18 protein-coding genes are annotated in these 26,134 nt (G+C 42.3%); 2 read left to right on the plus strand and 16 right to left on the minus strand.

Translation table 11 applies throughout. From position 1 onward, the window contains the following. Positions 1–79: 79 nt before the first annotated feature. From AC5JL8_RS22720 to AC5JL8_RS22745, 6 genes are all read right to left on the minus strand, one after another. Positions 80–2,176, minus strand: coding sequence for a bifunctional serine/threonine-protein kinase/formylglycine-generating enzyme family protein (locus tag AC5JL8_RS22720; RefSeq protein ID WP_495881958.1), 2,097 nt, complete (start codon positions 2,174–2,176; stop codon positions 80–82). Between the two features lie 165 nt (positions 2,177–2,341). Further along, complete coding sequence (locus AC5JL8_RS22725; RefSeq protein ID WP_495881983.1) at positions 2,342–2,482, minus strand: DUF3368 domain-containing protein; 141 nt, start codon at positions 2,480–2,482, stop codon at positions 2,342–2,344. Between the two features lie 61 nt (positions 2,483–2,543). Next, positions 2,544–3,833: a Glu/Leu/Phe/Val family dehydrogenase gene (locus AC5JL8_RS22730; RefSeq protein ID WP_495881959.1), complete on the minus strand. Its 1,290-nt coding sequence runs from the start codon at positions 3,831–3,833 to the stop codon at positions 2,544–2,546. A gap of 186 nt (positions 3,834–4,019) precedes the next feature. Beyond that, the gene (locus AC5JL8_RS22735; protein WP_495881960.1) at positions 4,020–5,519 is read right to left on the minus strand and encodes a carotenoid oxygenase family protein; all 1,500 of its coding nucleotides are present in this window, start codon (positions 5,517–5,519) and stop codon (positions 4,020–4,022) included. A gap of 186 nt (positions 5,520–5,705) precedes the next feature. Next, positions 5,706–7,136 (minus strand): folate/biopterin family MFS transporter, encoded by a 1,431-nt coding sequence (locus AC5JL8_RS22740; protein WP_495881961.1) that lies wholly within the window; start codon positions 7,134–7,136, stop codon positions 5,706–5,708. A 165-nt stretch (positions 7,137–7,301) separates the two neighbouring features. After that, positions 7,302–7,844, minus strand: a complete 543-nt coding sequence (locus AC5JL8_RS22745; protein ID WP_495881962.1) for a PadR family transcriptional regulator — start codon at positions 7,842–7,844, stop codon at positions 7,302–7,304. Between the two features lie 132 nt (positions 7,845–7,976). Between AC5JL8_RS22745 and AC5JL8_RS22750 the strand changes: the two genes are divergently transcribed. After that, positions 7,977–8,369: a monooxygenase family protein gene (locus AC5JL8_RS22750; protein WP_495881963.1), complete on the plus strand. Its 393-nt coding sequence runs from the start codon at positions 7,977–7,979 to the stop codon at positions 8,367–8,369. Positions 8,370–8,443: 74 nt separating this feature from the next. On the opposite strand, the gene AC5JL8_RS22755 is transcribed toward AC5JL8_RS22750, so the two are convergent. The 6 genes from AC5JL8_RS22755 to AC5JL8_RS22780 form a co-directional block, all read right to left on the minus strand. Continuing rightward, entirely contained in the window at positions 8,444–8,899 is a 456-nt protein-coding gene (locus tag AC5JL8_RS22755; RefSeq protein WP_495881964.1) for an ATP-binding protein, read from the minus strand. A gap of 66 nt (positions 8,900–8,965) precedes the next feature. Then, the gene (locus tag AC5JL8_RS22760; protein WP_495881965.1) at positions 8,966–10,444 is read right to left on the minus strand and encodes a PP2C family protein-serine/threonine phosphatase; all 1,479 of its coding nucleotides are present in this window, start codon (positions 10,442–10,444) and stop codon (positions 8,966–8,968) included. Positions 10,445–10,576: 132 nt separating this feature from the next. Further along, the gene (locus AC5JL8_RS22765) at positions 10,577–10,900 is read right to left on the minus strand and encodes an anti-sigma factor antagonist (RefSeq protein ID WP_495881966.1); all 324 of its coding nucleotides are present in this window, start codon (positions 10,898–10,900) and stop codon (positions 10,577–10,579) included. 99 nt (positions 10,901–10,999) lie between these two features. Continuing rightward, on the minus strand, positions 11,000–13,117 hold the full coding sequence (gene glgX / locus AC5JL8_RS22770) for a glycogen debranching protein GlgX (RefSeq protein WP_495881967.1): 2,118 nt from the start codon (positions 13,115–13,117) through the stop codon (positions 11,000–11,002). A 196-nt stretch (positions 13,118–13,313) separates the two neighbouring features. Further along, the gene (locus AC5JL8_RS22775) at positions 13,314–13,721 is read right to left on the minus strand and encodes an anti-sigma factor antagonist (protein WP_495881968.1); all 408 of its coding nucleotides are present in this window, start codon (positions 13,719–13,721) and stop codon (positions 13,314–13,316) included. Positions 13,722–13,740: 19 nt separating this feature from the next. Then, positions 13,741–15,567: an AGE family epimerase/isomerase gene (locus tag AC5JL8_RS22780; protein WP_495881969.1), complete on the minus strand. Its 1,827-nt coding sequence runs from the start codon at positions 15,565–15,567 to the stop codon at positions 13,741–13,743. Between the two features lie 600 nt (positions 15,568–16,167). Here AC5JL8_RS22780 and AC5JL8_RS22785 point away from each other — a divergent pair. Beyond that, positions 16,168–17,337: a low temperature requirement protein A gene (locus AC5JL8_RS22785; RefSeq protein WP_495881970.1), complete on the plus strand. Its 1,170-nt coding sequence runs from the start codon at positions 16,168–16,170 to the stop codon at positions 17,335–17,337. Between the two features lie 80 nt (positions 17,338–17,417). Here AC5JL8_RS22785 and AC5JL8_RS22790 read toward each other — a convergent pair whose 3' ends face one another. The 4 genes from AC5JL8_RS22790 to AC5JL8_RS22805 form a co-directional block, all read right to left on the minus strand. Then, entirely contained in the window at positions 17,418–18,053 is a 636-nt protein-coding gene (locus AC5JL8_RS22790; RefSeq protein WP_495881971.1) for a DJ-1/PfpI family protein, read from the minus strand. A gap of 192 nt (positions 18,054–18,245) precedes the next feature. Further along, positions 18,246–21,599 carry a nuclear transport factor 2 family protein gene (locus tag AC5JL8_RS22795; RefSeq protein ID WP_495881972.1) on the minus strand — a complete coding sequence of 1,118 codons (3,354 nt, stop codon included), beginning with the start codon at positions 21,597–21,599 and terminating at the stop codon, positions 18,246–18,248. A 1-nt stretch (position 21,600) separates the two neighbouring features. Further along, positions 21,601–23,157: an EthD domain-containing protein gene (locus AC5JL8_RS22800; RefSeq protein WP_495881973.1), complete on the minus strand. Its 1,557-nt coding sequence runs from the start codon at positions 23,155–23,157 to the stop codon at positions 21,601–21,603. 574 nt (positions 23,158–23,731) lie between these two features. Next, positions 23,732–24,079 carry a carboxymuconolactone decarboxylase family protein gene (locus tag AC5JL8_RS22805; protein ID WP_495881974.1) on the minus strand — a complete coding sequence of 116 codons (348 nt, stop codon included), beginning with the start codon at positions 24,077–24,079 and terminating at the stop codon, positions 23,732–23,734. Between the last annotated feature and the right edge of the window lie 2,055 nt (positions 24,080–26,134).

The following is a 26,134-nucleotide window of genomic DNA, read 5'->3' on the forward strand; positions in this document are numbered from 1 at the left end:
GCTACGCGAACGTGTACTTCGCGTCTTTGTAAGTAAAGAATAAGAAGGGCAGAGGGCAAAAGGGCTAGAGTGCAAAGAGCTAGAAGAGCCTGCTCGGAGCCACCACTACCCGAAAACCCACGCCGTTGTCCCTATCGTCACGCGCGCTTTTAAAGCGGTTCGCCGAGCGGCAATACCTGGGATTATTCCCCCATGCACCACCACGCAGCAGGCGATATTTATTATTCTCAACTAACCAAGCGCTGCCGTCTGCTGGTGCGTCATCATAATTTTTGTGCCACTCATCTTGACACAATTCCCATATATTACCACACATATCAAATAAACCAAAAGGGTTGGGAGGAAATTTTCCTACATCTGTTGTTTGTTGACGATATTCACCGTTTGGACTCAGGGCGTATATGTAGTTTCCGTTGTAATTTGCTACATCGGTCGTAATCGTTTCGCCAAAATAAAACGGCGTAGTTGTTCCCGCACGACAAGCATATTCCCATTCTGCTTCACTAGGTAAGCGATAGATTTTCCCCATCTTCTTAGAAAGTCTGGCACAAAACTCAACTGCATCATCCCAAGAAACACATTCAACAGGTCGATTAGCGCCTTTAAAAGATGATGGATCGGGATTTAAATCAATATTAACCTTGGGTAAAGCGGTAACGGCTTTCCATTGACTCTGGGTGATAGGAAATTTCCCCATAAAAAAGGGTTGAATCGTGACTATGTGCTGTGGACTTTCAGCGTCAGATCGTCCTGGCTCATCATCTGGGGAACCCATAAGAAATTTACCACCAGGAATTGCTACCATATCCAGCGCTACGCCATTACCTAAGCTTTCTGTAAAAAACTCACCACGTCCCCGACTGCGGTTAATTTGATAAGTTTTTTTTCCTATTCCTAATAATCCCGATTTTACTGTTAGGGTGGCGAACTCAAACTCAAAAGGTTGAGTGATAATTTGCACCGGTGACGGTGATTTTGGCACAGAAACAGGTGTAGATGATGGACTTGGCTGTGTTTGCTGGGGAAATACCCGTGCTTCTATCGCTGCTATATCCTCATTCCGTAATCCTAAATATTGCTGATAGTCTTGTAAATCTTTTTGCGTCGCTTGATTAAAAGGATATTGTTGCTTGACTGCATCAATCAACGCCTGTTCATACTCCTCTAACTTTTGCTGATACTCTCGATAGGGTTTGAGAACTTGTTCCTGAATTTCCCTAGCTTCATCCTCAGATAACCCTAACTCAATCCGCTTAGATTCGAGTATCCTCAATGCAAAGACAGAAAAATTACCTTGACCTTGTTGCGCCCTAGCCGTCGCTTCTTGAAGGTATACTTGCTTGGCAGTATTAACAACAACTGTTGATGGTAATGACAATGGTGGTTTTAAGGAGTGTAATGCCTCTGTTGCTTTGGCATAACGTAAACTAAAGTGACGGCGCACCATCTTGGTTAACACATCAGCGAGATGATCGCTAACTTGTGCTTGATTTCGCCAAATGATTTCACCAGTCAATGGATCTTCTTGCAAATCAAAAGGTAACACGCCAGTCAAAGCTTGAATTATCGTCATCCCCAAAGCATAGACATCACTACCCAAACAAGGTTTACCATTCTTTTGCTCCGACGCCATATAACCAGGAGTACCGATGACGACGCTGGAATATACTTCGCCTTGAGAATTTACCATCAAAGAGCCAAGTTCTTTCACCGCCCCAAAATCAATTAAGAAAATTTGACCATCCTCATGTCTTCGCATGAGATTCTGAGGCTTGATGTCGCGGTGAATTACTCCTTTACTATGTATAAAAGACAAAACTTCTAAGACATCTTGCAACAACTTGGTTGCATAATCCTCATTCAACCGCCTACCAGGAATGATTTCTTGACTCAGGTCTTGTCCTTCGATAAACTCCTGAACTATGTAAAGAATGCCGTTTTCGCTAAAATGTGCCAGTAATTGAGGAATTTGGGGATGTTGTCCCAGCTTTTCGAGAATAGCTGCTTCTTTTTCAAAAAATTCTACAACGCGGGGATGAGACTGGTTAGGACGCAGTTGCTTAACTACACATAAAGGTTTGCTAGGTTGCAAATTATCCCTAGCCAGAAATGTGACAGCGAAACCACCGCCGCCTAATTGCCGAATGATTTCGTAGCGTCCAGCCAGTGTATTCAAGATGACTGTCAACCCCTAGAAAAAAACTAATGAACTTTAGTGTAATCATCAATGATTGAATAGGGCAAGTCAACTTACGCTATACGTAGCTTGTTTCCCCATAAGGGTACGGAATACTAGGCGATCGCAGACTAAAGCCAAAATTAAGGCTTTTGCGCCATTAGGTTATGAACTTTCTCCAGCTTCTTTAAGTGCAAAATTAATAACTGTTTGACTGAAGCGAATATTGTGATTTAGCATTTCTTGAATAGCTGTTTTAATAGATAGAGGATAACCTTCACGTTTAGCACGTAATAAAATTCCAATTGAACGCCAAAAAAAAGAGGCAGATAAATATCCGCCTCTATAATTAGATTAGTATAAAAAATTAGGGATAAAGACCGCGATCGTTAAGTGCTTGCGCGACTCTACCTACCCCTAACGTATAAGCTGCTAGGCGTAGAGAAATTTGCCGTGTCTTGGAATGTTGAATCACTTGGCGGTAAGCATGAACCATCAAATGTTCCATTTCGCGGTTAACGCGTTCTTCATCCCAGAATAGGTAGGAAAGTCCTTGCACCCACTCTAGGTAACTCACCACAACACCACCAGCATTGGCCAAGATGTCTGGTAACACAATCACACCCCGCGCTTCTAGGGCTTGGTTAGCTTCTAGAGTCACCGGGCCGTTAGCGGCTTCTGCAATAATCTTGGCTTGCACCTGACTCACATTTTCCTTAGTGATTTGGTTCTCTAAGGCTGAGGGAATCAAGACATCGCAGGGCAAGGTCAATAAATCTGCGTTGCTAATTGGTAGTGCTTGCGGGAAACCGACAACACTCTTATGGTTGGCAGTAGCGTAGGCTTTCAGCGCTGCAATATCAAGGCCCTGTTCGGAGTATATTCCCCCTGTACTGGTGGATACAGCTATAATCTTTGCTCCTGCTTCGTGTAATAATTCGGCAGCAGCACCACCTACATTGCCAAATCCCTGAATAACAACTCGCACTCCGGCTAGAGTTTTTCCTTGATCTGCCAATGCCTCACGGACAATAATCATCGTACCGCGTCCAGTTGCCATTTCCCGTCCGCGGGAACCACCAACAGAAAGGGGCTTACCAGTCACTACCCCTGGTACAGCATGGCCGACATTCACAGAATATGTGTCCATCATCCAAGCCATTTCACGGGCAGAAGTACCCACATCTGGTGCAGGTATGTCTACAGACGGGCCGATATCTTTAATCAACTCGCTGGTATAACGACGGGTAATTCGTTCTAGTTCCCTAACGCTGTATTGTTTGGGATCTAAGGCAATACCTCCTTTTGCACCGCCGTAGGGAATACCTAATAATGCACATTTCCAAGTCATTAACATTGCTAAGGCAGAAACCTCGCGCAGTGTAACGGCTGGATGGTAACGAATTCCTCCTTTGTATGGGCCTAAGATATCGGAGTGCTGCACCCGATGTCCTGCCAACACCCGTATTTCACCATTATCCAGTTTCACAGGAATGGAAACTGTAACTACTTTGCGCGGATGACTGAGGATTTCTAGCAACCCTTGATCTAATTTTAATTCTTTGGCTGCCGCCTCTAAGTAGCTACAAGCTTGATCAAATGGACAAATATGTGCTGGAGTAGCTGCTTCCAGCGGTAGCAGAGGTGTTGCAACCATATAATTTTCTCCTAATCGCGGTATCTTTGCGAACCGGATATATATTATGCCTAGCTTATCCTTCCTTGGAAAAAAAGTTAGAGAATTTGTAGTTTTTGTTACAATTTTATTTCGATTTTATGCATAAAAAATGAACACAGATATTTTGTGTCTGTGTTCATTTGTAGCGATCGCTCCCTGAAACAATTAATCTGATACAAAGACTTTAGAAGTAAAGGTTCCATGAAGCCCATAGGGAATATGATGCTTGAGATGCAAACGAGCAATTACACCTTTACGGAAATCGCTAGCATCCAAAATCACCACATCTGAGCGATGATAGACAGCATCATAAACCAAAGCAATTACCCAACCGTCATCTTCCTTTTGGGAACCAGGGCGGGGAACAAAAATCGGCTCACCCATGAAACCACGGGGTGCTGCACTCCAAAGTTGTCTTTCTCCAGAGTCTAAATCAATTTTTAGCAGTGCTTGCAAGGGAGCATTACCAGTCTCTGCATGAGCAGCACCGATATACAAGTAACGATATGGGCGTCCCACATTATCTGGATGTATGCTGGGAAACTCACAGCAACGACTTTCAATTAACTTTCGTTGCACCGTCCCATCGTTAAGGTTAATATTAAACCGCCAAAGTTGCCCAGGCGCAATTGCTTCAAAATCAACTTGACGAAAATCGCTTTCGGGTTCGACTTCTGGTAATGAGTCATAGCAAATGGAGTCAATCACAATTTCACTGCCTATTTCAAAAGCATTGATGTGGTGAAAGACAAAACCAGATTGGGTCTCCAGAATTTTTACATCTGTTTTTGCAGCCTTGGAGTTGCGAGGAATCACTATAATGCGAGTTGGTTGATTTGGCTGAAATTTGATACATTCCCCGGCTGCACGTATTCCCAAGGCCAAAGGTATGGGATTAAAAGTGACAGGATTTTGAAAGAAGATGCAGTAATTGGGAGTAATAACAAAATCGTGGATGAAACAGAAACCCGGAACACTATGAGCGTGCTTTCTGACAACTTCACCTGCTAGGTTCAGTTCAAAAATCGTGATTTTGGTAGATAGTCCCGGTTGAATAGAAAAGTTGACCAGGCAAGGTGCGCCATTATCTTGGTTGCAACTTGGATCAAGGCGAGGATGAGCGCCAAAAGCTTCGCCTGCTGACAAAACACCGTTAAAATATTCTTTTCCCAACGTTTCTAGGGTGCCAGGGTTGAGGCGATGGGGTTCAGCAGCTTCCCACAATGCTAAAAGTTTACCACCCCAGTAAATCACGTTGGTGTTGGCAATATTTTTGATTTTGAAATCGAAGAGATTAGCTAGCCAACCACCAGGTTTTTGCGTGCCAAACACACCGCGATAGAGGATTTTACCAGCTTTTTGTTCTTCTACATACCCTTCAGTGCGGACAAAGCGGTTGCGGAAATGGGCGCGACCATTAATAAAGCTGATCCGGCTAATCATTCCATCGCCATCAAAGGGGTGATGAATGCGCTGTCCGTTCACATCCAGCAAACCGGGGCCATTTCTAAACAGCGTACCTTGCAGTTCTGGAGGAATTTGCCCTTCTACATCGTCAATCCAATAGTCAAACTCTTGATATAAAGATTGATATCCACCCTGCCAATCATCGCGGTTGTAAGATTTTTCTAAGATTGCGTTTTCTTGAATTTTTGAACTCTGCATTGTTATGTATCCTTTTATATCTTGTACATAGACGTAAAAGTAGTCTGCCAAACTGAAATTGACGCGTGTAGATTGACGCGGAAAGTAAGAAAATTAAAGTTCACCGTGTCAGCCTCAACCGATCAAGAATTTGCGTGGCGAATACACCTCATCTTTAAATCTTGATGCAAAATAATTCTTTGTTACTTAAATACTTTTGGCTTGGGTTCTTGCAGCATCAACTTCAGATATCAAATCTGGCACAAACGGTTGCTCTCCATTAATTGCTGAGGCTGGTTGCAATGCTAATGTCTCCGTTTGTTCTTGCGCTGCTGGTAGCCAGCTAAGAAATGGCAGTGGTAATAGTGTGCTGAGGTTAGTAATTATCACCAATAGCCAAAGCGAATCAAAGTTATTTTCGGTGATTCCTAGCCAATGCATGATTAATGCCCCAAATTCATAGGAAACCATTCCTGCCAAATTTGACACTGACATCAATAAGGCAAATAATGTTGCTTCTACTCCAGCAGGGCAAAGTCTCGCTGCTAGCACCAGTACTGGCATATAAGCAATTTGCCCCATCACAGTGAGGATTAGGCTATCACCCAAACTAAACCAATGGTCATCTATACCCAAAGCCCGGTTGGTGTGAGTTACTAATAGCAGCATTGTCATCCCTAAAGCTGCTGATAGAACAGTACTCCAACCAAAGATGACGCGAAAGGGCACAGTTTTCAGGAAACGTTGGAAAATCCAAATTCCAACTAAAGAAGCAAGATTTGTCACCAGGCGCACTCGCCCTAAAAATTCTGGTGCAAAGTGCAGTTCGTTGGTGGTGAAGAAGAAAAAAGCTGAGTCAGCAGTTGGGGTGGCTTGCCAAATAAAGACAAATGCTGTCGGCAGCCAAATTGCTTTTTGGGTAACGGCTTTACGCAGTTGTCCCAGTTGATGCTTGATTGTTAAAGAGTTGTTTTGATGATCTTGGGTCTGTTTGCTTACAGGTGACTCGGCAATTAACCAAGCCACAGCTGAGACTAAAAGGGGAAATAAAGCCGTAATCCAAAATACAGTGCGTGTGGAAAAATGCTCTATCAACCAGCCGCTAAAATAAGCTGTAATTAAACCTCCAACTGCGGAAGCACCCCAAGCAAGAGATTGGAGCGAACCTGCATCCGCTTGCGACTCTACTCTGGCGCGCTCAACAACTAGGGAGTCAACTATGACATCGCTGACAGCAACTGAGAGTGAACCGAGAGCGATCGCTAGGGTAGCTGCCCAAGCTGTATGAACCATTGTTGCGAGGCTCACCCATGACACAGTTCCCAATATCCCAGATAAAATCAGGTATGGACGCCTGCGGTAGCCAAATATGGGCAAGCCATCGGAGATAAAACCAAACACTGGCTTGATAATCCAAGGCAAGGCGACTATTCCCAATAGTGCCGACACCTGTGTTGGACTCAGTAGTAATTCATCTTTAAGGAAAAAGCTGACGGCTAGACGCGCCAACCCTAAGATGCCTTGGACAAAGTAGACGGTAAGAATTGCGATTAACTCGGCACTGGGTTCATGACCGAAGAAAATTTTTTCTTTTACTGAGTCTTTGACCTTGGACAAGCCAGAGGAGTGAATCAGCATTTGATAAATATTTTTTAAGTTTTATCGACTTTTCTATCATATCCATTTCTGCGAGGAGGGGTGTAGGCAGGACGATCGCTTTTCGTCTAATTTCTAGTTATCTGCGATCGCCTGATGTGTCTCTAGTAGAAACATAATTCAGCAATCTAGCCATTGCTGATGTGTCTATTTCAGCAACGGCATGATTTCATCACACCAAGCCAACCAGCCTGTTTCGTAGTGAATTCCGCGCAACAACGTCATGTATTGAAACTGTAGGGTTTTCGACAACGCTTGCGGATTCTGGAAGTGCTGGCTCTGAATTTCTTGATAAATCGCTAATCGCTGCTGATGTTGCTGACGATGCGCTTCCAGCTTTGCCACCAGCGTCTGTCCAGACATCAGATGCCCCGCATAGAGTTTCACGAGCAAATCATCCTTGATTGGTGCTATCTCCTCCGGCTCAGCAATCCACTGACACAGCTGTTGTTTACCCAATGCTGTCACTGCATAAATTCGTTTGTCGGGTCGATTCTCTTGTTGCACAGATTCAGCTTGCAGCCATTCCTTTTCTTCTAAGCGGTTCAATTCTCGGTAAATCTGTTGGAAGCTGGCGCTCCAGAAAAAACCAACCGAACCTTCTACCGAAGGATTGAATCGCTTGGCAAGATCATAGCCGCTGCTGGGGGCGCTGATCAAAACCGACAGAATGGCATAGGTAAGAGACATGGGCTATGAGTTGACATATTCACTAAATTTAGTATAAACTAAATCGCATATTCAATTAAATGAATAATCTACTTATTGAGTATAACGCTGACAAGAAACAATACTAGAAAGGAATCTGAAGGGGTAAGTGCAATGAATTATTCCGTTTACCAAATTAATTTGCCAGAACGCCCGGAGGCGGTTGTCTTTATCAACGGCTTTTTGGCACGCGATCGCGTAGGATTTTTCTGGATGTGGAAAAATCTGCTGTGGATCAAGAATGCAACTACTCAGGCTCAAGGGTGTGTGCAAGTGAAAGCTGCTATTTGTGCAGCCAACGAAGTAATTATGGTTAGTTACTGGCGTTCAGAACATGATCTCAAACAGTTCTTCCGAGGTGAACCGCATCGACAGATGATGCAGTTTGTAATGAAAAATCCCAATAGCCTCTGTTTGTATAACGAAACGTATCACCCTTTGCACAGCGGAAAGTACAGCCATGAACCGCAGGGGATGGCAAGGCTTTACGCGAGTTTAGCAAGATAAAAGAGTTCTCAAGCGATCGCAGCAAGAGATGAGAGGTCAGTGCAAAAATAACGATGGGATATTTTTTATTAGCATTATTTAGAAGTGGAACTGTGCACTGTTCCACTAGTCGCAGGATGATTCCGATTGACTACAAATATATTACGATTACGTTCTCCTATTCTTTCGTAGATAAACTTGTCAACACCTTGAATAGTCAGGTAAACACCTAGTCCCCCAATCTGGCGTTGCTCCATAGGCAAGTCCATATCATTTGGCAGGGCTTGTTTTGTAGGGTCGTATTGTTCACCTGTGTCTTCAAGAGTAATCGTTAATGATTCATCTGCAAGTATTGCTTGGCAGACCACTAAACCCTCGCGGCCAGCTTCTTCATAACCATGTACAATAATGTTGGTTGCGATTTCATCTACTGCCAGCCGAAGTTTGTAAGAAGTTTTTTTGTCCAAACCAGCAGCCTTCGCTGCTTCCATGACATAAGTTGCGATCTCGCTCAAAGAGTCAAGTGTACCAGAGACCGTTAAAGGTTCCATAAACTATCTCACCGATACCAGTAATAAATTTGTCTAAAAAGTGTAGTGAAGAGTGGTGAATTCTTACTAAAGTTTCTCTCGCTGCACGGCCAGCATAGTAATATCATCGAACTGAGGAGCGTTATCCATATAGGCAAACAAGTTAGTCTTGATCCACTCTAAAAGTTGACTGGCTGAAGCTGGTGGCGGTTCAAATAGAGACAATAATCGCTCACTGCTAAATAACTTGCGATTAGGGTCGCGGGCTTCTGTTACACCGTCTGTATAGCCAAGCAAAATGTCGCCTGGAGCAAGTTGCACCTGCTTAACCTTAAATTTCATATTAGCCATCATCCCTACCGCTGGCCCTGTAGGCTTGAGAGTAGCTTTTACACCTTCTGGGCCGATCACAAATAGCGGTTCATGCCCACCATTGACGTAATCTATAATACCACTATTAGGGTCTAGTATACCGAAGAAAAGGGTAGCGAACATGCTCATCTGTGCATGTTGTTGAGCAATATAGTTATTGATCAATCCTACTGCTTTTAAGGCGTTGACCTGCTCTTGATGATTGGCCATATCCAACTCGTTCAAGCCTGCCAACACTTCTTCATCGCCAATAATGGATAAGTCACACAAATGACTTTGCCCAGAGAAGATCCGAATTAAACTGCGGAACAAAGCCATAAACAGGGCTGCACCTACACCCTTGTCGCACACATCTGCAATTACCAGCCCCACATATCCACCGGGAAGCATGAAAGAATCATAGAAATCGCCTGCAACCTGACGAGCAGGGTAGAAGCAAGCTGCAATCTCCCAATCAGGAAGTTTTGGCAGTTCCTCTGGTAGAAAGTCTCTCTGAATTTGCCTACCCTTTTCCAACTCGTAGTCTAGAGCTTTTGAATAAGCTTCTATCTCTTGTTTAGCCTGGTCGAGAAAGTGGTATGATTCCTCTAATTTTCCATATAATTCAGCATTTTCGAGAACCAAAGCTATCTCATTAGCTGTTTTTTGCATCAAGTTGGCTATTTCCCAGCTAAAGCGATGAGGTTCACAATGCAATAGAGTAAGGATGCCTAGTAAATCTTCATCTCGGAGAATAGGGACAGCTAATGCAGATCGCACTGTGTAAGGCTGATTAGGCAACTGCAACCAGCGTTCATCGTTCATAGTATCGGCGATCAATCCGATCTTTCGGTGACGATTCACCCAACCTGCTAGTCCATTGTCTAAAACGCTACCAATTAAACGAGAGCGGGTATCTTGTTCTGTATTTCGTTGAGTTAAAATACTATCGGTGACTACACCTTGGCTATTAAGCAAAAATAAACTACCTGTTTCTGCTCCTGTTAGTTTGCAGCAGACATGTAATGCTTCTTCCAAAGTAATTTTTAGCACTTCCTCCTGTTCAGGAGAACGAGCCATTGCTACTACTTTTGCAAGCAGTTCTCTTTGGGCCTCAAAAGCAGCTTTTGCATTTCTAAGTGCAACTACTTCTTGGCGTAACGACTCCAGTTCTTCGTAATACCGTTCTTCCCTTAATGGTTTTTGAGTATCCATAAAATTTCTATCGCAGTAGCTAATCGGAGCCGTTCTCAGTTTCTTTGAAAAAAATTAAGGATGTAGGAAAAGTTAAACTTGAATGATATTTTTCATAATTGATACCTCTTCCTCATCCCCAATTCTTAATAACTAGGCAGCGTCATACTCATCTACCATAATCACACTTTCGCTGAAACCTGTTTTCTCCAATGTGTCCACAACCATTTCTTGAGCAGCGACTACGTAAATATCAGCATTCGCGCCCATCTTTTGTTTAGCGAAAATTAGTACTCGCAGACCGGCACTAGAGATATATTCTAGGTCTTGCAATAACAATACTAAACGCTTAACTCCTGCTTTAGCGGCATTCTCCACTTCTACCCTAAAAATAGGTGCAGAGCTTGCATCTAGTTCTCCAGTTAGGGTGATTTTAGCGGTATCGCCTGCAATTTCTAGAGTTGCACTAAAAGCCATGGTCTGATCCTCCGTGTATAAAGTTTTAGCTTGTAATTAGTCTTTTGTCATTTATTTTTAATTGTTCTTTTTTGACAATAAATAACAAAGGACAAAGAATTATTTTCCGACAAGAATGACGACTGAGCGATCGCCCAGCAATATTCCATGCTGATTCTCCAATAAAGGCTCCTTTTCTGGTTCCCAGCTGGTTTCTGTTGGGGAAGCGCCTGTATTGGCAAAGATATGCCACTGTAAGCCTTCTGGTGGCTTGGGAATCTCAAACCAGTGGGCTTCCCAGTGCATATTCATAGCAACGTAGATATAGTTATCGTTGACTGTGCCTCCCTTAGCATGTTTGCCGCAGAGCATAAAGGCAAGGGTACGGTTGGAGTCAGACCAGTCTGCATTCCAAGCTTGGGTACCGTGCCAGGTAATATCAGCATAGCCACTACCAACATAATCTCGATTTTGGAAATGCCAGTGGTTTCTTAATGCGGGATGCGCTCTGCGGAAAGCGATGCAGTGCTTGGCAAATTGCAATAGACTAGCATTTGACTTTAATAAATTCCAATCTAGCCAGTTGAGTTCGTTGTCGTGGCAGTAGGTGTTGTTATTGCCTTGCTGACTGCGGCCGACTTCATCACCCATGAGTATCATGGGTACGCCTTGGCTAACGAGTAGCATGGCGATCGCATTCTTCATCTGCCTTAGCCGTAAGGCATTAATACCAGAATCTTCTGTCCATCCCTCTGCCCCACAATTCCAACTGTCGTTATCGTTGGTGCCGTCGTTGTTGTTTTCCCCGTTGGCTTCGTTATGCTTGCCGTTATACGAAACCAGGTCAGCAAGAGTAAAACCATCATGGGCAGTGATAAAATTAATCGAGGTAGCAGGTGCGCGTCCTGCCCAAGCATAAAGGTCGGGAGAACCTTGGAGCCGTTGTGCCATATCTCCGACTCGACCAGGTTCGCCTTTAAGAAATTTCCGAATACCATCACGGTACTTACCATTCCACTCAGCCCAACGACCAAAGGCAGGAAAAGAACCTACTTGGTACAAACCGCCTGCATCCCAAGCTTCTGCAATCAACTTACATTTAGCAAGAATGGGGTCAAAGGCTAGGGTTTCCAGTAATGGCGGATTTGCTAGTGGCGCACCCCAAGGATCACGACCTAGAATTGATGCCAAATCAAAGCGGAAGCCGTCGATGTGATACTCTGATGCCCAGTAGCGTAGACAATCAAGTACAATATTGCGAACAATCGGGTTATTGCAATTGAGAGTGTTGCCGCAGCCACTGAAGTTATAGTAGTAGCCGTCGGGAGTCAGCATATAGTAAGTCTTGTTGTCGATTCCCCGAAAGGAGATCGTCGGGCCATACTCATTTCCTTCAGCAGTATGGTTAAAGACTACATCTAGAATTACTTCAATTCCATTGGCATGGAGCTCCTTGACGAGTGCTTTCAACTCATCCACTTGCATTCCCAGCTTGCCGGTTGCTGCATACCCCGCTTTGGGTGCGAAAAAACCAACAGTGCTGTAGCCCCAATAGTTCAGCAGCATTTCACCTGTCTGAGGATTGGGACGAGAATTTTCAAACTCGTCAAACTCATACACAGGCATGAGTTCTATGGAGTTGACACCCAACTCTTTGAGGTAAGGAATTTTTTCTCTAATGGCTGCAAATGTTCCAGGATGCTTCACCCCAGAGGATGGATGCCGGGTAAAGCTGCGGACATGCATTTCATAGATAATCAAGTCTTCTGGGGGAATTTCCAGAGGACGGTCTGATTCCCAGTCAAAGTCGTCAAAGACGATACGACCACGATGATGGTATATGTCACTCCAGTCTGGCGTGACGCCCCAAACATCTCGTCCCCCAATCACTTTGGCATAAGGGTCTAGGAGGATTTTGCTCTTGTCAAACCAGTGGCCTGCTTTCGGGTCGAATGGGCCATCCATGCGATAGCCATATTCGATGTCTTCGTAATCGAGATCAAAAACTATCATGCAAAAAACATTCCCAATCCGGAACTCGTCTGGAAAGGGAATTTCTGCCATTGGTTCTGGCTGATGCTTTTTAAACAACACCAGAGAACAGGATTTGGCGTGACTGGAAAATATTGAAAAATTAACCCCTCCTGGCACTAGCGTGGCACCAAAAGGAAAAGGCCTACCCCGACGTAGCTTAAAGCCTTCGTGGGTATGGGTTGGATGAATGTCGATGCGCTCCATTTTCTTCGGTAGTGAGTGCTAAGACAACAGGAGTAGGGAGTTGAGCAAACGCATCTAAATTCTGGATGACTTTTCTAGCCAGGTTTACATAAATGCTAAATAGTATGAAACCTTGATAAATTGTGCATTGCAAAAACTAAGATGCGTTTGTCCTGGGTGGGGAAGTAAGCCTTGACTTACTCCCCCTGGTTTTTATTTAGGCAGGTAAAGCGTGTACCTTGAGATTGAGAGATTCTAAGCCTGAATCCAAGGTTTCGCAAATAGTAAAAAAGTTGAGAAACCCAGTGATAGACATAGTATCTTGAATTTCTTCGGCAACTCCTACCAGTACAAGCTGTCCTTCTTTACCAAGAAACTGCCGATGTAGCAATAGCAATGTCCGTAAACCTGCACTGGACATATAAGGCACGTTTGTCAAATCTAGCAGGATTTTGCTACCTGGTTGAACTAAGGGTAAAACTTGAGCTTGAACTTCAGGAGCAGTTTTGCCATCCACATCGCCATCTAGTTCTACTACAGTCACTTGCTCGTGTACTGCTGGAGCAGTATCACTTTGGGCAGTGCTGAGTGCAGTTACTTGTAGTGTCTTGATAATGATATCCATAGTGATTTCTTCAAGCAGACTACGCGTTAGGGACAATTTGAACTTTGACTTTAACTTGGGCTTTGGTGTCTGGTAATTTTACCGTCAAAGCATCAGCGTCAAAATTGTTGTAGGGTTGTTCGTCGACCCAGCAAGCACCAATCTTGATGCTACCAGGAGGCAGGATATCTGGTTGTACCCGCAGGATGTTGTCCTTGAACGCACCTGGTTGGGGCTTAAAGTAGAAGTCCATTGGTTGCTTGGTAATCAGCAGATTGGTGTAGACTGCTGCCAAATAGCACAGTTCCGTTGAGTGGTAGGCACTCATGGAGTGAGAACCCTTGAAGCGTTCGTTACCCAACAAGTAGGGCAATCCGTTCGCTAAGACATTGAAGTAAACCGCACCGTCATCATGATCTAGGAAGAAGGCATTATAGAAGGCTGCGGCTTCGCGGGCCTGGCGTTCGTATTCCGGCTTATTGAGAATACCGTGCAGGATCATGTAGGCAAGGATAGCCTGCTCTTGCTGCCACCAAGCTTTGCGATCGTGCCAGACAAAACGATGCTGTTCTTCTCCTTCACCCAGGACGCGTTCTACTACGTCGTACCAGCCGCCTCTTTGTTGGTCGCTACCAACTTTGGGCATTAAGTAGCCAATTTTTTCTGCTAACTGTACGTACTCATCTTTAGGCTTGAGGGAATTCATCCGCATCAAGTTCCAAGCAATTTTCAGGTTATGACCAACGACGGCGCGGTTTTGCTGCCAACCCCATGTTTGGTCGTGGCTCCAGTCTTCAAAGAACTTCTCTTGGACAAAGGGGCTGTTATCATAGTCGGGGAAGTATTTGGCGATCGTGTCAAATGTATATTCTAGGAAGTCAGCGTATTTTTTGTCTCCTGTTGCCAACCACAGATTAATCAGATAAGCAGGAGCATGGTCACCAACAGAGTTCCAGTTTTTGCGGGCGCGGTTACGACCTAAAGACTCGGCACGAGGGTCAAGGGTGATTGGGTCGATATGAGAGAAATAGCCACCACCTTCTTTGTCCAAGTAGAATTTGTCGAACAAATCGACGGTCATTTCCGCATCTTTAAGGATGCGAGGATCACCTGTAATCCGGTAGGTCTGAATGGGGCCAGCTAAGGCGTAAATCTGTTCGTAGGCAGGGATAGCATCGTAGTCATCACCAAACTCAGAGGTGAGCAACTTTTGTTCCCGACGTCCGGTAACTTGAATTCCGTGATACCAGTAGATGAGGTTTTCGTCGGGGTCGTAGAAGCGCATGTGTTCGCGCAGGTACTCTGTGCCTCTTTCTGCTCCTTCAAGAAAGCGGTCTTCGCCTGTCAGCAGATAAGCTGAAGCAAAACCATAGACGAGACGAGAAATAGTATCAGTTTCTTGCAAAAAGTCGTCGCGCTTTTTACTACCAGCAAGATGCAAATAAGTACGGTATTCCTGGTAATTAATCTCTTTTTCAGGATAGCCAAACTGCCACCTCAGGTAGCTATCAGCAATGGAGCGTATTTGCTTAACCCACCAGTCTGGTTCTTCGTGCCGATACGTACCGGGGCTATCGCTAGGGAACACTAAGGACTTAACTTCAAATTTGTGTCCATCTCCCTGAGGATAAAAAATACCGTAGGCAAATACGTGCTGGCCAGGAGTTAGCAGTTGTTCAATCTCGCCTGTGCAATCTCTGTATGGCTCTTCTAGGTTTTGAGCGATTCTGGCATACACAGTCGGCGTGAGGTATGCTTTATATTCCCGCTCGTCTGATGTTTTGATGCCAAAGGATTTCTCACTAGTGTCAAAGTTGGTGACGTAGCCAGTGATCGTGTCTGAGAAAGAGAAGCTTTGCTTGTTCATCTTTGTTGTTACAAAAACAAAAGGTTAGTATTGTTGCTAATTCTTAATCTCGACTTTTGTAGCCCATTTAGTCCAATTTCGCAGGTTTATTACTGATCGCAACGTCGGAGTAACTGTTTGTAATAGTGCTTGAAGTAGTGAAGATCTAGCACTGCTATCCCCTATCTTGGAGGATGAAACTAATTAACCAACGTAACTTTATTTAATAATGGGCGATGGCATTGCTGTTTCTATCGCTTTGAACACTTTAGGTGTTTTGATAATAAGCAATATCAAGGATAACTCTCAAAAATGTATTGACGAAGGTATCCTAAGGACATGAGACATTCTACCTGATTTTGGGATTATTGTGTAGCAAAAATTCAAGTCAGTCTCGTAAAAGTGCTGAAGTCAGATTAGCTTGATATCTATAACTCCTATATTCGGAAAGAGCAGCTTGATATATATACATCTGAATTTAGAAAATTTATGCAGACAATATTTTAAACGAACTAAGGTTTTTTGTGGGTAGATGAGACATGGATTATGCAAAATCCACACCTTAATACTGCGCGAAACTCGTAAAATAATGTTTCATGAGTAGTTGATATTACCGTTATAATGAACAAAAAATTATGGCAGCCGCCAAGATTGCGTATTGGCGAGGCTCATGGAGAAGAAAGACGTGCTACCTGGCTAGAGCTTTTTTATGATCTAACATTTGTGGTGGCGATCGCTGAATTGTCTCACAATTTGAGCAAAGATATTTCTGTTGCAGGCATCCTTGGTTTTATTGCCCTTTTTATACCAATTTGGTCTTGTTGGCTAGGTGCCACTTTTTACGCCACATTGTTTGATACTGATGATCTTAGCGATCGCCTGTTAACCCTCATACAAATGATGATGATTGCTGCTTTAGCAGTAAATGTACATCACGGTCTCAGTACATCTTCTGTTGGTTTTGCAATTGCTTATGTAGGCGCTCGCAGTATTCTCATTATTCAATTTCTTATAGCTAAATATCATGTTCCAATAGCCCGTCCGCTACTCAATCGGTATGTTTGGGGTTTTAGCCTGGGTGCTGGTTGTTGGTTATTCTCACTTTTTATACCTCCTCCTTGGCGGTTTGGACTTTGGGTACTGGGGTTGATTTTAGAGTTTATAACTCCTTTAGGTACAGGCCATTTAGCTACTGAGATCACACCAGATATTTCCCATATGCCAGAGCGACTTGGACTTTTTACCATGATCGTTTTAGGTGAGTCTGTTGCCGCTGTAGTTAGGGGTGGAGCTCAAAAGGAATGGGTGATGTCATCTACTGCGATCGCTTTGTTAGGTATGAGCATTGCTTTCAGCTTCTGGTGGCTTTACTTCGATAGCGTCGATGGATCACCACTAGAGACTATGAAGGCTGGTAGAATTAATATATTTCTCACTTGGCTATATTCTCACCTCCTTCTAGCTATTGGTTTGGCGGCAACAGGAGTAGGAGTTGAGCATGTGATTTCCATAAATGCAACGAATGTACTACCAGAAAAAGACCGCTGGCTTTTTTGTGGTGCTGTGACACTGTGCTTAATGGTTTTAGGCGTGATTAACTTAACGACCTGTATTCTGGAGAAAAATCGCAAAGGTAGGATTTTGAGTGCTTATCGTCTGGGAGCAGGAGGGTTTGTTTTGTTCCTGACTATTGCTGGTGCCAGTGTACCTGCTGTAGTTTTAATTACACTGGTTGCTTGTGCTTGTTTGACAGCAGTTGTTCTAGACGTATTAGGAAAAAGTCAAGCTTAAATTATTTCCCAAGAGTAGATTTGAGTACGGTTGTGTTGCAACACAACCGCTCTGCATGACTAATCTTCGCAATACAAGCCTCAGATTTTTTGAGCCAATTCCTGATTTCGAGAGCTAGTTTTCTCAATTTCTTTCACAAAGGTTTCCATGAATTCGTCTACCACTCCAGGATGCTTCCCTGTAATCAGATTGCCATCTATAACTAAATCAGCAGTAACATCGTTGTCATAAACAACGTCTGCACCTGCATTCTCGACATCACAAATGATGTTATGGGCACAAGTTACTTTTTTACCTTTAATCAAATCTGGATCGGCACAGAAAAGCCACAAACTATGGCAAATTGTTCCTAATTTGACATTATCTGTGTTTATAGCTTGCCGAAGAAAGGCAACTGCTGGAGCTTGATTTTTTTGACCCTTCTTAACATTTACCTGATATCTCAGGCGATCCATAGCATAGGCACCAATGCAAATAATACCTTTGTAGTCAGCAGGGTCAATGTCATTGACTTCGGTGGTAACTGTAACGTGATATTCTATTTGGTCATTTTCGGGGTTAGACCCGAAATGTAGCTCTTTATTGCCCCACAGATGAGAAATGTACTCTACTTCATAGCCCTGTTCAGGGAAGTACTCATTGAAGCGACGAAATTCTGTGGCATCAAAATGTTCTTCAATAAGTACACCAATTTTTCCTTTAAATTCTTTTGTCATGATCAGTTACCGTTGATTTTTTGTTTTAATTTGTGAGTAAAGGCAGAGGGAGTTTATCAAATTATAGATACTCAAACAGCTAATTTAAACTCGCCTCTGCTGAACTGTTTATATTTTGGCAGTTCAATTTATTTTTACTCTATCTAAAACGCAAATGAATAGATTCACCATCTATTTTTGCAGCAGATGCTTTTAGAATTTGAGATTCAGCTGAGAAGGATCTGGGTATACCCGCCATTCATAGATGCGATCGCCTTCAAAGCGATAGATATCAGTACAAGGAACTTGGATAAACCGTTTGTCAACTTTGTTGACGTAGTTAGCATCCATTTCCAAAATCACGGTATTACCAACTTCCCAAGTGCCACGAGCATTATGAGTTGTGAGTTTCAGGACTTTGTAGATATTAACCAAAAAGTCACGACAAGCTTCTGGCCCGATCACAGGCTCGTTAGCGCCAACTTTGTAGAGTAGGTTGGGTGTGAAGAAGCTCATAAATTCATCCCAATTTTCCGCGTGCAATGCCTCATACATTTTGCCAATTCTTTCTAGCAAAGCACCGCTAGGTAGAGAAGCTTGGGGTTTGACTTCTTCTGTTTGGAATACTGGACTGATGTCCATGTAAATTCTTAACTCTTGGACTTTATCGCCTTTGAAAACGATAGTATCACAACAGGGAAGTCTGAAAACTTTACCATCATGACGAATATAGGTAACTTCCATTTCACAGATAACTGTGTCGCCCTGTTCCCAGATGTTGGTGATGTGGTGGTAAACTTTAGCAACTTTTTGCAAGAAGCCAACAGAGGTTTCTTTAATTCCTTGAGGGCCGTAGGCAACTGGGAAGTTACTAAATTGATAGTGGGCATCATCAGTGTAGAATTTGACGAAGTTGTCCACATTCATCGATTCACCAGCTTCAAACATCCGTCTGACAATTTCAGACTTAGTACCAGGACGTGTGATTGATTGGGTCACGGATTTTTCCTCCTTATTTGTATTTATGCCATTTTCAACAGCTGCTTTAAGCTGATACACCGCCTGTTTCACATTTTCCGGTTTAGCTGCCTCAATAAATCCTTGGGCATCTTTATGCTCTAGTGAAGTTGCATTGATGGGTTGCAAATCAATAGTGTAAGTCACTATCGGTAAAGTACTTGGCTCTTGAGGTGGATAGAGATAATTGATAAACCGACCTGTAAATAGGGGGTGATCTACAACATTAATCGTTACAGTATTCGCTTGTTGATCAATAGTAATTCTTTGCTTCATCTCCATGCCTGGCATTTTGACTTCGCGTAAAACCCCATCACTGTAACGTTCTAAAATGTTAAATTTCTCGGTGTAAGCTTGGTCTAACCAAACTTGCCAAATTTTTTCTGCTGGAGCATTCACAGCAGAACTGAAGCTGCCATACAAACGGTGATTATTATTGGTGTTTGTAGGGGCGACATTATTGTAAAACCAGTAATTTGTGCCGTTGCTGAGGTTATATTCTTTTTGAGCAAAGCTAAATTTTTCTTTAGCTTTCCTTTTAACTTGGTTGAATTCTAACTGTTCCCCACTTGGGCCTTTACAGTAAAATAATAACCAGCCATCAAAATCCCCAATCAAGTCTAATTTGGCATATTTTTCGGGAGAATTTTTTCTGGCAGTTTCCGAATCAATATGAATAATTCGGTTAGCAACTACGTTAGTCAGTCCGCGTTTTTGACATTCATCTTCTAACATTTTGGCGAACTGATCAAGATCCACATTATCTTTTACATGAAAAGAAAGGTGTGGCGCGTTGACAAAACCAATACCAGAAGGAATCTTGCCAATACAATTGGGTGCTTTATAGTCTAAATGAGCATCTCTAAAATGGATGAGTTCAACACAAGTGTTACCAAAGGAAATGAATCTAACATCCAACGCTTCTTGGGAACCGTCTCTGATGTTAGGCACACCTATGGTTTTGGGATTTAAACCTTGCTTCCATGCTTCCAAATCCTCTTTTTGGAATAGGAGATTGTGCAACTCATCACCAATAAATCCATCCCCGCCTATTGCTGGTTTGCCACCCAACACGTCAACGTAAAATTCTAGAGATTTTGTCATATCATTGACAGTTATGCCTACGTGTTGCAAACCTTGGAGATAATGACCTAAACTGCTAGATTTTCCATTTACCTGGCTAGGCATAAGAGATACTACGTCCTCTTGGTGTTGATTGCTGGCTCCTACATTTTGAATCAGCGACGCTATCTGTCCGTTCATAAGAGATACTATGTCCTGTTTTAATTGATTAGTGGCTCCTACACTTTGAATCAGCGACGCTACCTTGGCACTACGTTGACCAGCTAAAGTAAGTTTGCCATCGTAAACAAAGGTATAACTGGCTCTTTCGGGAAAAGGTTGGATTTGTTTGATGTATTTTGCGGCATCTTTAGTAGCGATCGCATACTCAGAAGAAGCAAAAAACTTCTCTCTTTCTAGATGATTTGCAAAAGCAATTTCATAAGCCGCATGATATTGCTTGGCTGGTGGCTCGTAGTGGCTGACTCCGGCTGCATCTGGACGAGAATTGTCTACTTCTTCAAATAGATGCAAACGCAATTTGAGTAGCGAATCACTGCTGCTGAAAACCGGAGCAAAAGTCTCAGTTAAATAACGACGAAAAGCTTCATCACTAACGCCATCAGCTTTTTTGACCAGCACATGGAATTTGATGGCTCCAACTTCACCGTTGGGGTCGCCTGTGGGAATCCGGTCTACATAGGTGATGGAATTACCCGGACTGGTGTTGTAGCCTATCGCTTTGCGGAACAAATTGTGTTCGTCATCCATCAAAATAGCTGACGCTTTGAACCATGTTTCGCGGTCTGCTTCACTCTCGAAGGTTAATTCTGCAATGCCATCAAAGTTATCTTCTGTGTCCCATTTATAATCTAAACCTGCGATTTCCGGCCACAGACCCCCTTCGTTATGCGCCACATGAAACTGCCAGTATTGATACTGACCAGGTAGTCTGGCACAGACTGGGCCATGTACATCTTTCCAATAACTATCAAAAAGCTCTAGGGAAATACCCTCTCGTTTCCACAAGAGGACGTAGAAGGCTACTTTGCCTTTACGATCCCGTGCGGAATAATCAACTTGTTTTGAATCTGGAATTGCTGAAATCATTGCTGCTGTCCTTGGCGTGCAATTGAAATCGTCAAAAATCTGATTCAGGGTACCGAAGCAAGCCGCGACCTTATTAAAACCCGCATAAACGCATAGGAACAGCAGCAGCTCTTCAATTTCATCGCGGGTGGCTCCCTGTTTGAGAGCCATCTTTACATGGGCGGCGAAAGGGTTGCCTGAACCTCTATGGTCTTGATTGACTACATCTATGGCAATGGTAATCAAAGCCTTAGTTTTTTGATCAATCAGCGGCAAACCCCAAGCTTCACCTGCTACCCGAATTACAAAGTCACCAAATTTGGGATTGATTTGTTTTAAATTCTTTTGCAGTTCTTGATCATCTAGGACGGCATTTTTATGTGCTATCTCCTGTGTCATCTCAGGCTGTGGTGATCAATGTCAGTAGTTCGTTAGGAGCATAAACATCACGGTAGAAGGTAAGCTGCTCTGTTTTCAGATAGCAGGCACCTCGGTGTCCACGGCGCACCCATGTGACATTACCTTTGGCTAGAGTTTCGTTTGTTTCATCATCCACACACTTCCACTCGAAGTAAGTATGTTCACCATAAAACATGACGATGGGCCAGCACATAGTGACTCCTGGTTGAGCAATCAATGCCCACCAGTGCTTTTCTCTTTCTTTTTGTTGTTCTAAGCCGCGGTAGGGGCCATCCTGGCACAAATAAACTAGATCGTCACGATATTCTCCTGTCAAGATATCGCCTCGTCCTTGTCTCAATGCTTCACAATGAGTAGGCCACCACTCTCTGTTTTCTCTTTCAATTTGTTCGAGAGTGTAGTTAGGGCCAATTTCCGGCAACTTTGGTTCTTTGAGGGTGATAATTTTTTCAGCATCCTCGATCAGTTTCTTCGCCACATAGGAGCTAACTAGCCCTGGACGTGAATAGTCAGCTGACAAACCTTCGTAATAATTGGTGCGTTTTTTCGTTGATGTTGGCTTGCTTTGAGTTGTTTGAGCAGAAGCATGGCCATTGGTTTGTGGGGCGAAGAGATTGTAATTGAGCATGAGAGATTCTATATCCTCCTTAATCTGATTAACTGCGCCAATTTCTGTGATCAGTCCTGCTACTGAGGAACTCCGTTGACCAGCTAAGGTCATCTGAGAGTTGTATACAAAGGTGTAAGCGTTTCTTTCGGGAAAGGGTTGGATTTGTTTGATGTATTTTGCGGCATCTTTAGTAGCGATCGCATACTCAGAAGAAGCAAAAAACTTCTCTCTTTCTAGATGATTTGCAAAAGCAATTTCATAAGCCGCATGATATTGCTTGGCTGGTGGCTCGTAGTGGCTGACTCCGGCTGCATCTGGACGAGAATTGTCTACTTCTTCAAATAGATGCAAACGCAATTTGAGTAGCGAATCACTGCTGCTGAAAACCGGAGCAAAAGTCTCAGTTAAATAACGACGAAAAGCTTCATCACTAACGCCATCAGCTTTTTTGACCAGCACATGGAATTTGATGGCTCCAACTTCACCGTTGGGGTCGCCTGTGGGAATCCGGTCTACATAGGTGATGGAATTACCCGGACTGGTGTTGTAGCCTATCGCTTTGCGGAACAAATTGTGTTCGTCATCCATCAAAATAGCTGACGCTTTGAACCATGTTTCGCGGTCTGCTTCACTCTCGAAGGTTAATTCTGCAATGCCATCAAAGTTATCTTCTGTGTCCCATTTATAATCTAAACCTGCGATTTCCGGCCACAGACCCCCTTCGTTATGCGCCACATGAAACTGCCAGTATTGATACTGACCAGGTAGTCTGGCACAGACTGGGCCATGTACATCTCTCCAATAGTCGTCAAAAAGTTCTAAGGAGATTCCTTGGCGTTTCCACAAGAGGACGTAGAAGGCTACTTTGCCTTTATGATCCCGTGCTGAATAATCAACCTTTGTTGCCTTATTTATTGTTGAAACCATGCTTGCTGTCCTTTGCCCACACTATATTAATCTCCCTTGATGTAACACTCTAGTTATGTCATTTTGGGTAAATACAAGCTTAACTTTTAGCTAAAACTAAGGTTTTTGATTCCAACCGCTACATAACGTAGAAGCTTCAGAAAAGATTATTTACCTGAAAAACATCAAATTCTTGATGGAAGTGGCTAGTATTTAGCTACAACTATCACCACTGATCAATATCAAGAGATTCTTCTGTTTTTGGGTAGAGACCGACTAGTGGCGATCGCTACCTTAGATGGATCTAAAGAAACACTATTTCCTATGATCCTCAAATTTACAAACGTTTGATCTGGTTTTTTTTGGCATTATCCTAATGAAGGCACTATATTTGCTAGACCCTTAAACTTTTGAAACCTTTGCAGATTCCTCATTTGCACTATCGTCTTTCCTTTCATGAATCAAGGAATTACGATTTTTTATAAGGGTGATATCAAGCTAATAATGTCTTCTCGATCTCTGCATATTTCTCTCTCAGTCACTATCTTGCAATACACCTCGGTATTTGCTGATTTCGGAAAATATAAAAAATATTTTATGAAGATGTATTCAATACTTCACTGAGAGCGCCAAAACAGCCAGCCACCTTATTGAAACCTGCATAAACACACAAGAACAATAGCAGCTCTTCAATTTCCTCACGAGTCGCCCCTTGCTGAAGAGCCATATTAACATGAGCTCCAAAAGGATTACCCGGGCCTACGTGATCCTGATTGACTACATCAACAGCGATCGTTATAAGAGCCTTAGTTTTTTGGTCAATTAACGGCAACCCCCAAGCTTCACCTGCTACCCGAGTTACAAAATCACCAAACTTAGGATTAATTCGTTTTAGATTTTCTTGAAGTTCTTTGTCATCCAAAACCGCATTTTCGTATTTCATTGCCTGACTTTTCCCTAATCTTCTAAGTAGTCACACATGAACTGTATACACTGCCAAGCATGAAAATTTCTGATTCACTAGTCAAAAGTCCGGGTGTAGCAGATGCTAACCAATATTCTGACTATTGAATTCTCAATTATATTTGCAAGTCAGCTGTAATCAGCATCCAGCCAGTATTCAGCATAAACCCGGAAAAGTGTGTTTGCAATTTTTGAGCATGTATGTCTCTTAGCAAATATTGGCATGATTCTATTTTCCCATAGTCGTTAATTTAATAACTTTTTACATAAGGATATGTAAGGATATGCAGTTCTTGCTTTAGAAGCCATTTATAAATTAAAAATTAAATTTCCGTAAAATTAATCGGACACGTCCAAGCATAATAAATCATTTGTATTCTGCCAGGTCAAACAGTATGGTTCGCTGCCTTAACTAGTGGATTACACTCTATTCAATCAATTTACAGACTTAAGATTTACTTTATAAATCAACCTTCTACAATATCCTAGTTATATGCATATAGACTATGCAACACAGTAATAAACCAAGTTATTATTAGAATTTGAGCTTATTCGCATACATTTCCCTGATAGTGAATAATGTATAGACTTGGTATTGTATACTATGCTACCTAACAACCACTAAAAAATAATCTAGTGATTATACTGATATTTATAATTTATGCAGGTTGTAAAACCTGCATATTTTTATTTAATGGTATTAAAAATCACTTTATCTTTCTGAGCAAAAATGCTGAGTTGGTGCAATTCTGGCTGTGTTGCAAAAACTAGCTTGATTTGGGAAAAGCTCTGACAGCAGAGTATAAACATTTTTGAGAAAAAATTTCTCCAGATGAAGCGAGAATGGAAGTATATTGCTCAAATCAAATAGCGAACTTAAAGGGCAAGATTCTCAAATTATGCACAATATCAAACGATATGTAAAAGCAGCACCCTTCTTTTATTAAAGCCTTTGAGTAATTTACAGCCAATTCACCTTGAATGCTTTACTTAGTTATTTTGAATACTAGTAAAAGAATTTTATAATTTGTATCATATATTTAGCTAAAGTCCATTCAATTTATACTTTACTTTAAAAAATAAATATGCTATGAGTATAAAACTCAACAATATTCAGTAATTAAAGAGCTAAAAAAGAAACAACTTAATTTTATCGATAACAAAAGTTAAAAATTTGTTAACTTTATGCTACGTGTGCCTGCAATGCAACAGCAGCATTCCAGTAAGTTCATCAATATAAAGATTTGTGGCTAAATAACTTTGCTTGAAGCCTAAAAACTTAACAAATAAGCTCGTAGTTAGAAATATTATTCAGATGCCAAATGGCAATGAAGATATTTACACATAAATCATACTACTTACTGCACACTCGTTTGATTGAGGAAGTTGAGACATTAAAGCAAATAAAGCTGAATGCTAAATGCTCTTATCTTCTGCAGGTGGCACTTAAAGTGTTAGTTTGTTTTAATAACTGGGCAATATAATCTCTGAAATCTGTCAAGTTAATATCATGCAAAAGCAATGTCTGATTCGACAAGGTTTTAGATGTCTACGTATGTCAAGTTACTGCCAAAGTTAGGCTAATTGACACTACTTTCAATTAATAAGTTTGTCAATTGCTATTAAATTAACTATTATTTTTTATATGGGCGAGCAAAGTGTTTAACCTTTGCTATCATTGATTTTGAAAGTGTTTTCAAAATATATTTTTGACTTGACGGAAAAACTTGCTTAGAGCATTATTTTAAAGTATATTTGCTTATGCAGAATGTAAGATAATCTCGCTTTTGTCACTTTTATCAGAAAAAATGTAAGAACTTGATTTTAACCTGATTTTAAAATACTTTTATCTATTTAGTTTTAGGGGAAGATTGAGAGACGTAGACGCATTTTGTACGGCTTCCTGTAAGGTAAATCAACCGAGCAGGAGTATTTGAGTATGTAGAGACGTTGCCTGCAACTTCTCTACAGGGTTGCGATGGTACATTAACCCATCAAAACTAATGAGATTAACCACTACTAGCACGCCAACTCA

Source organism: Mojavia sp., assembly GCF_059505145.1.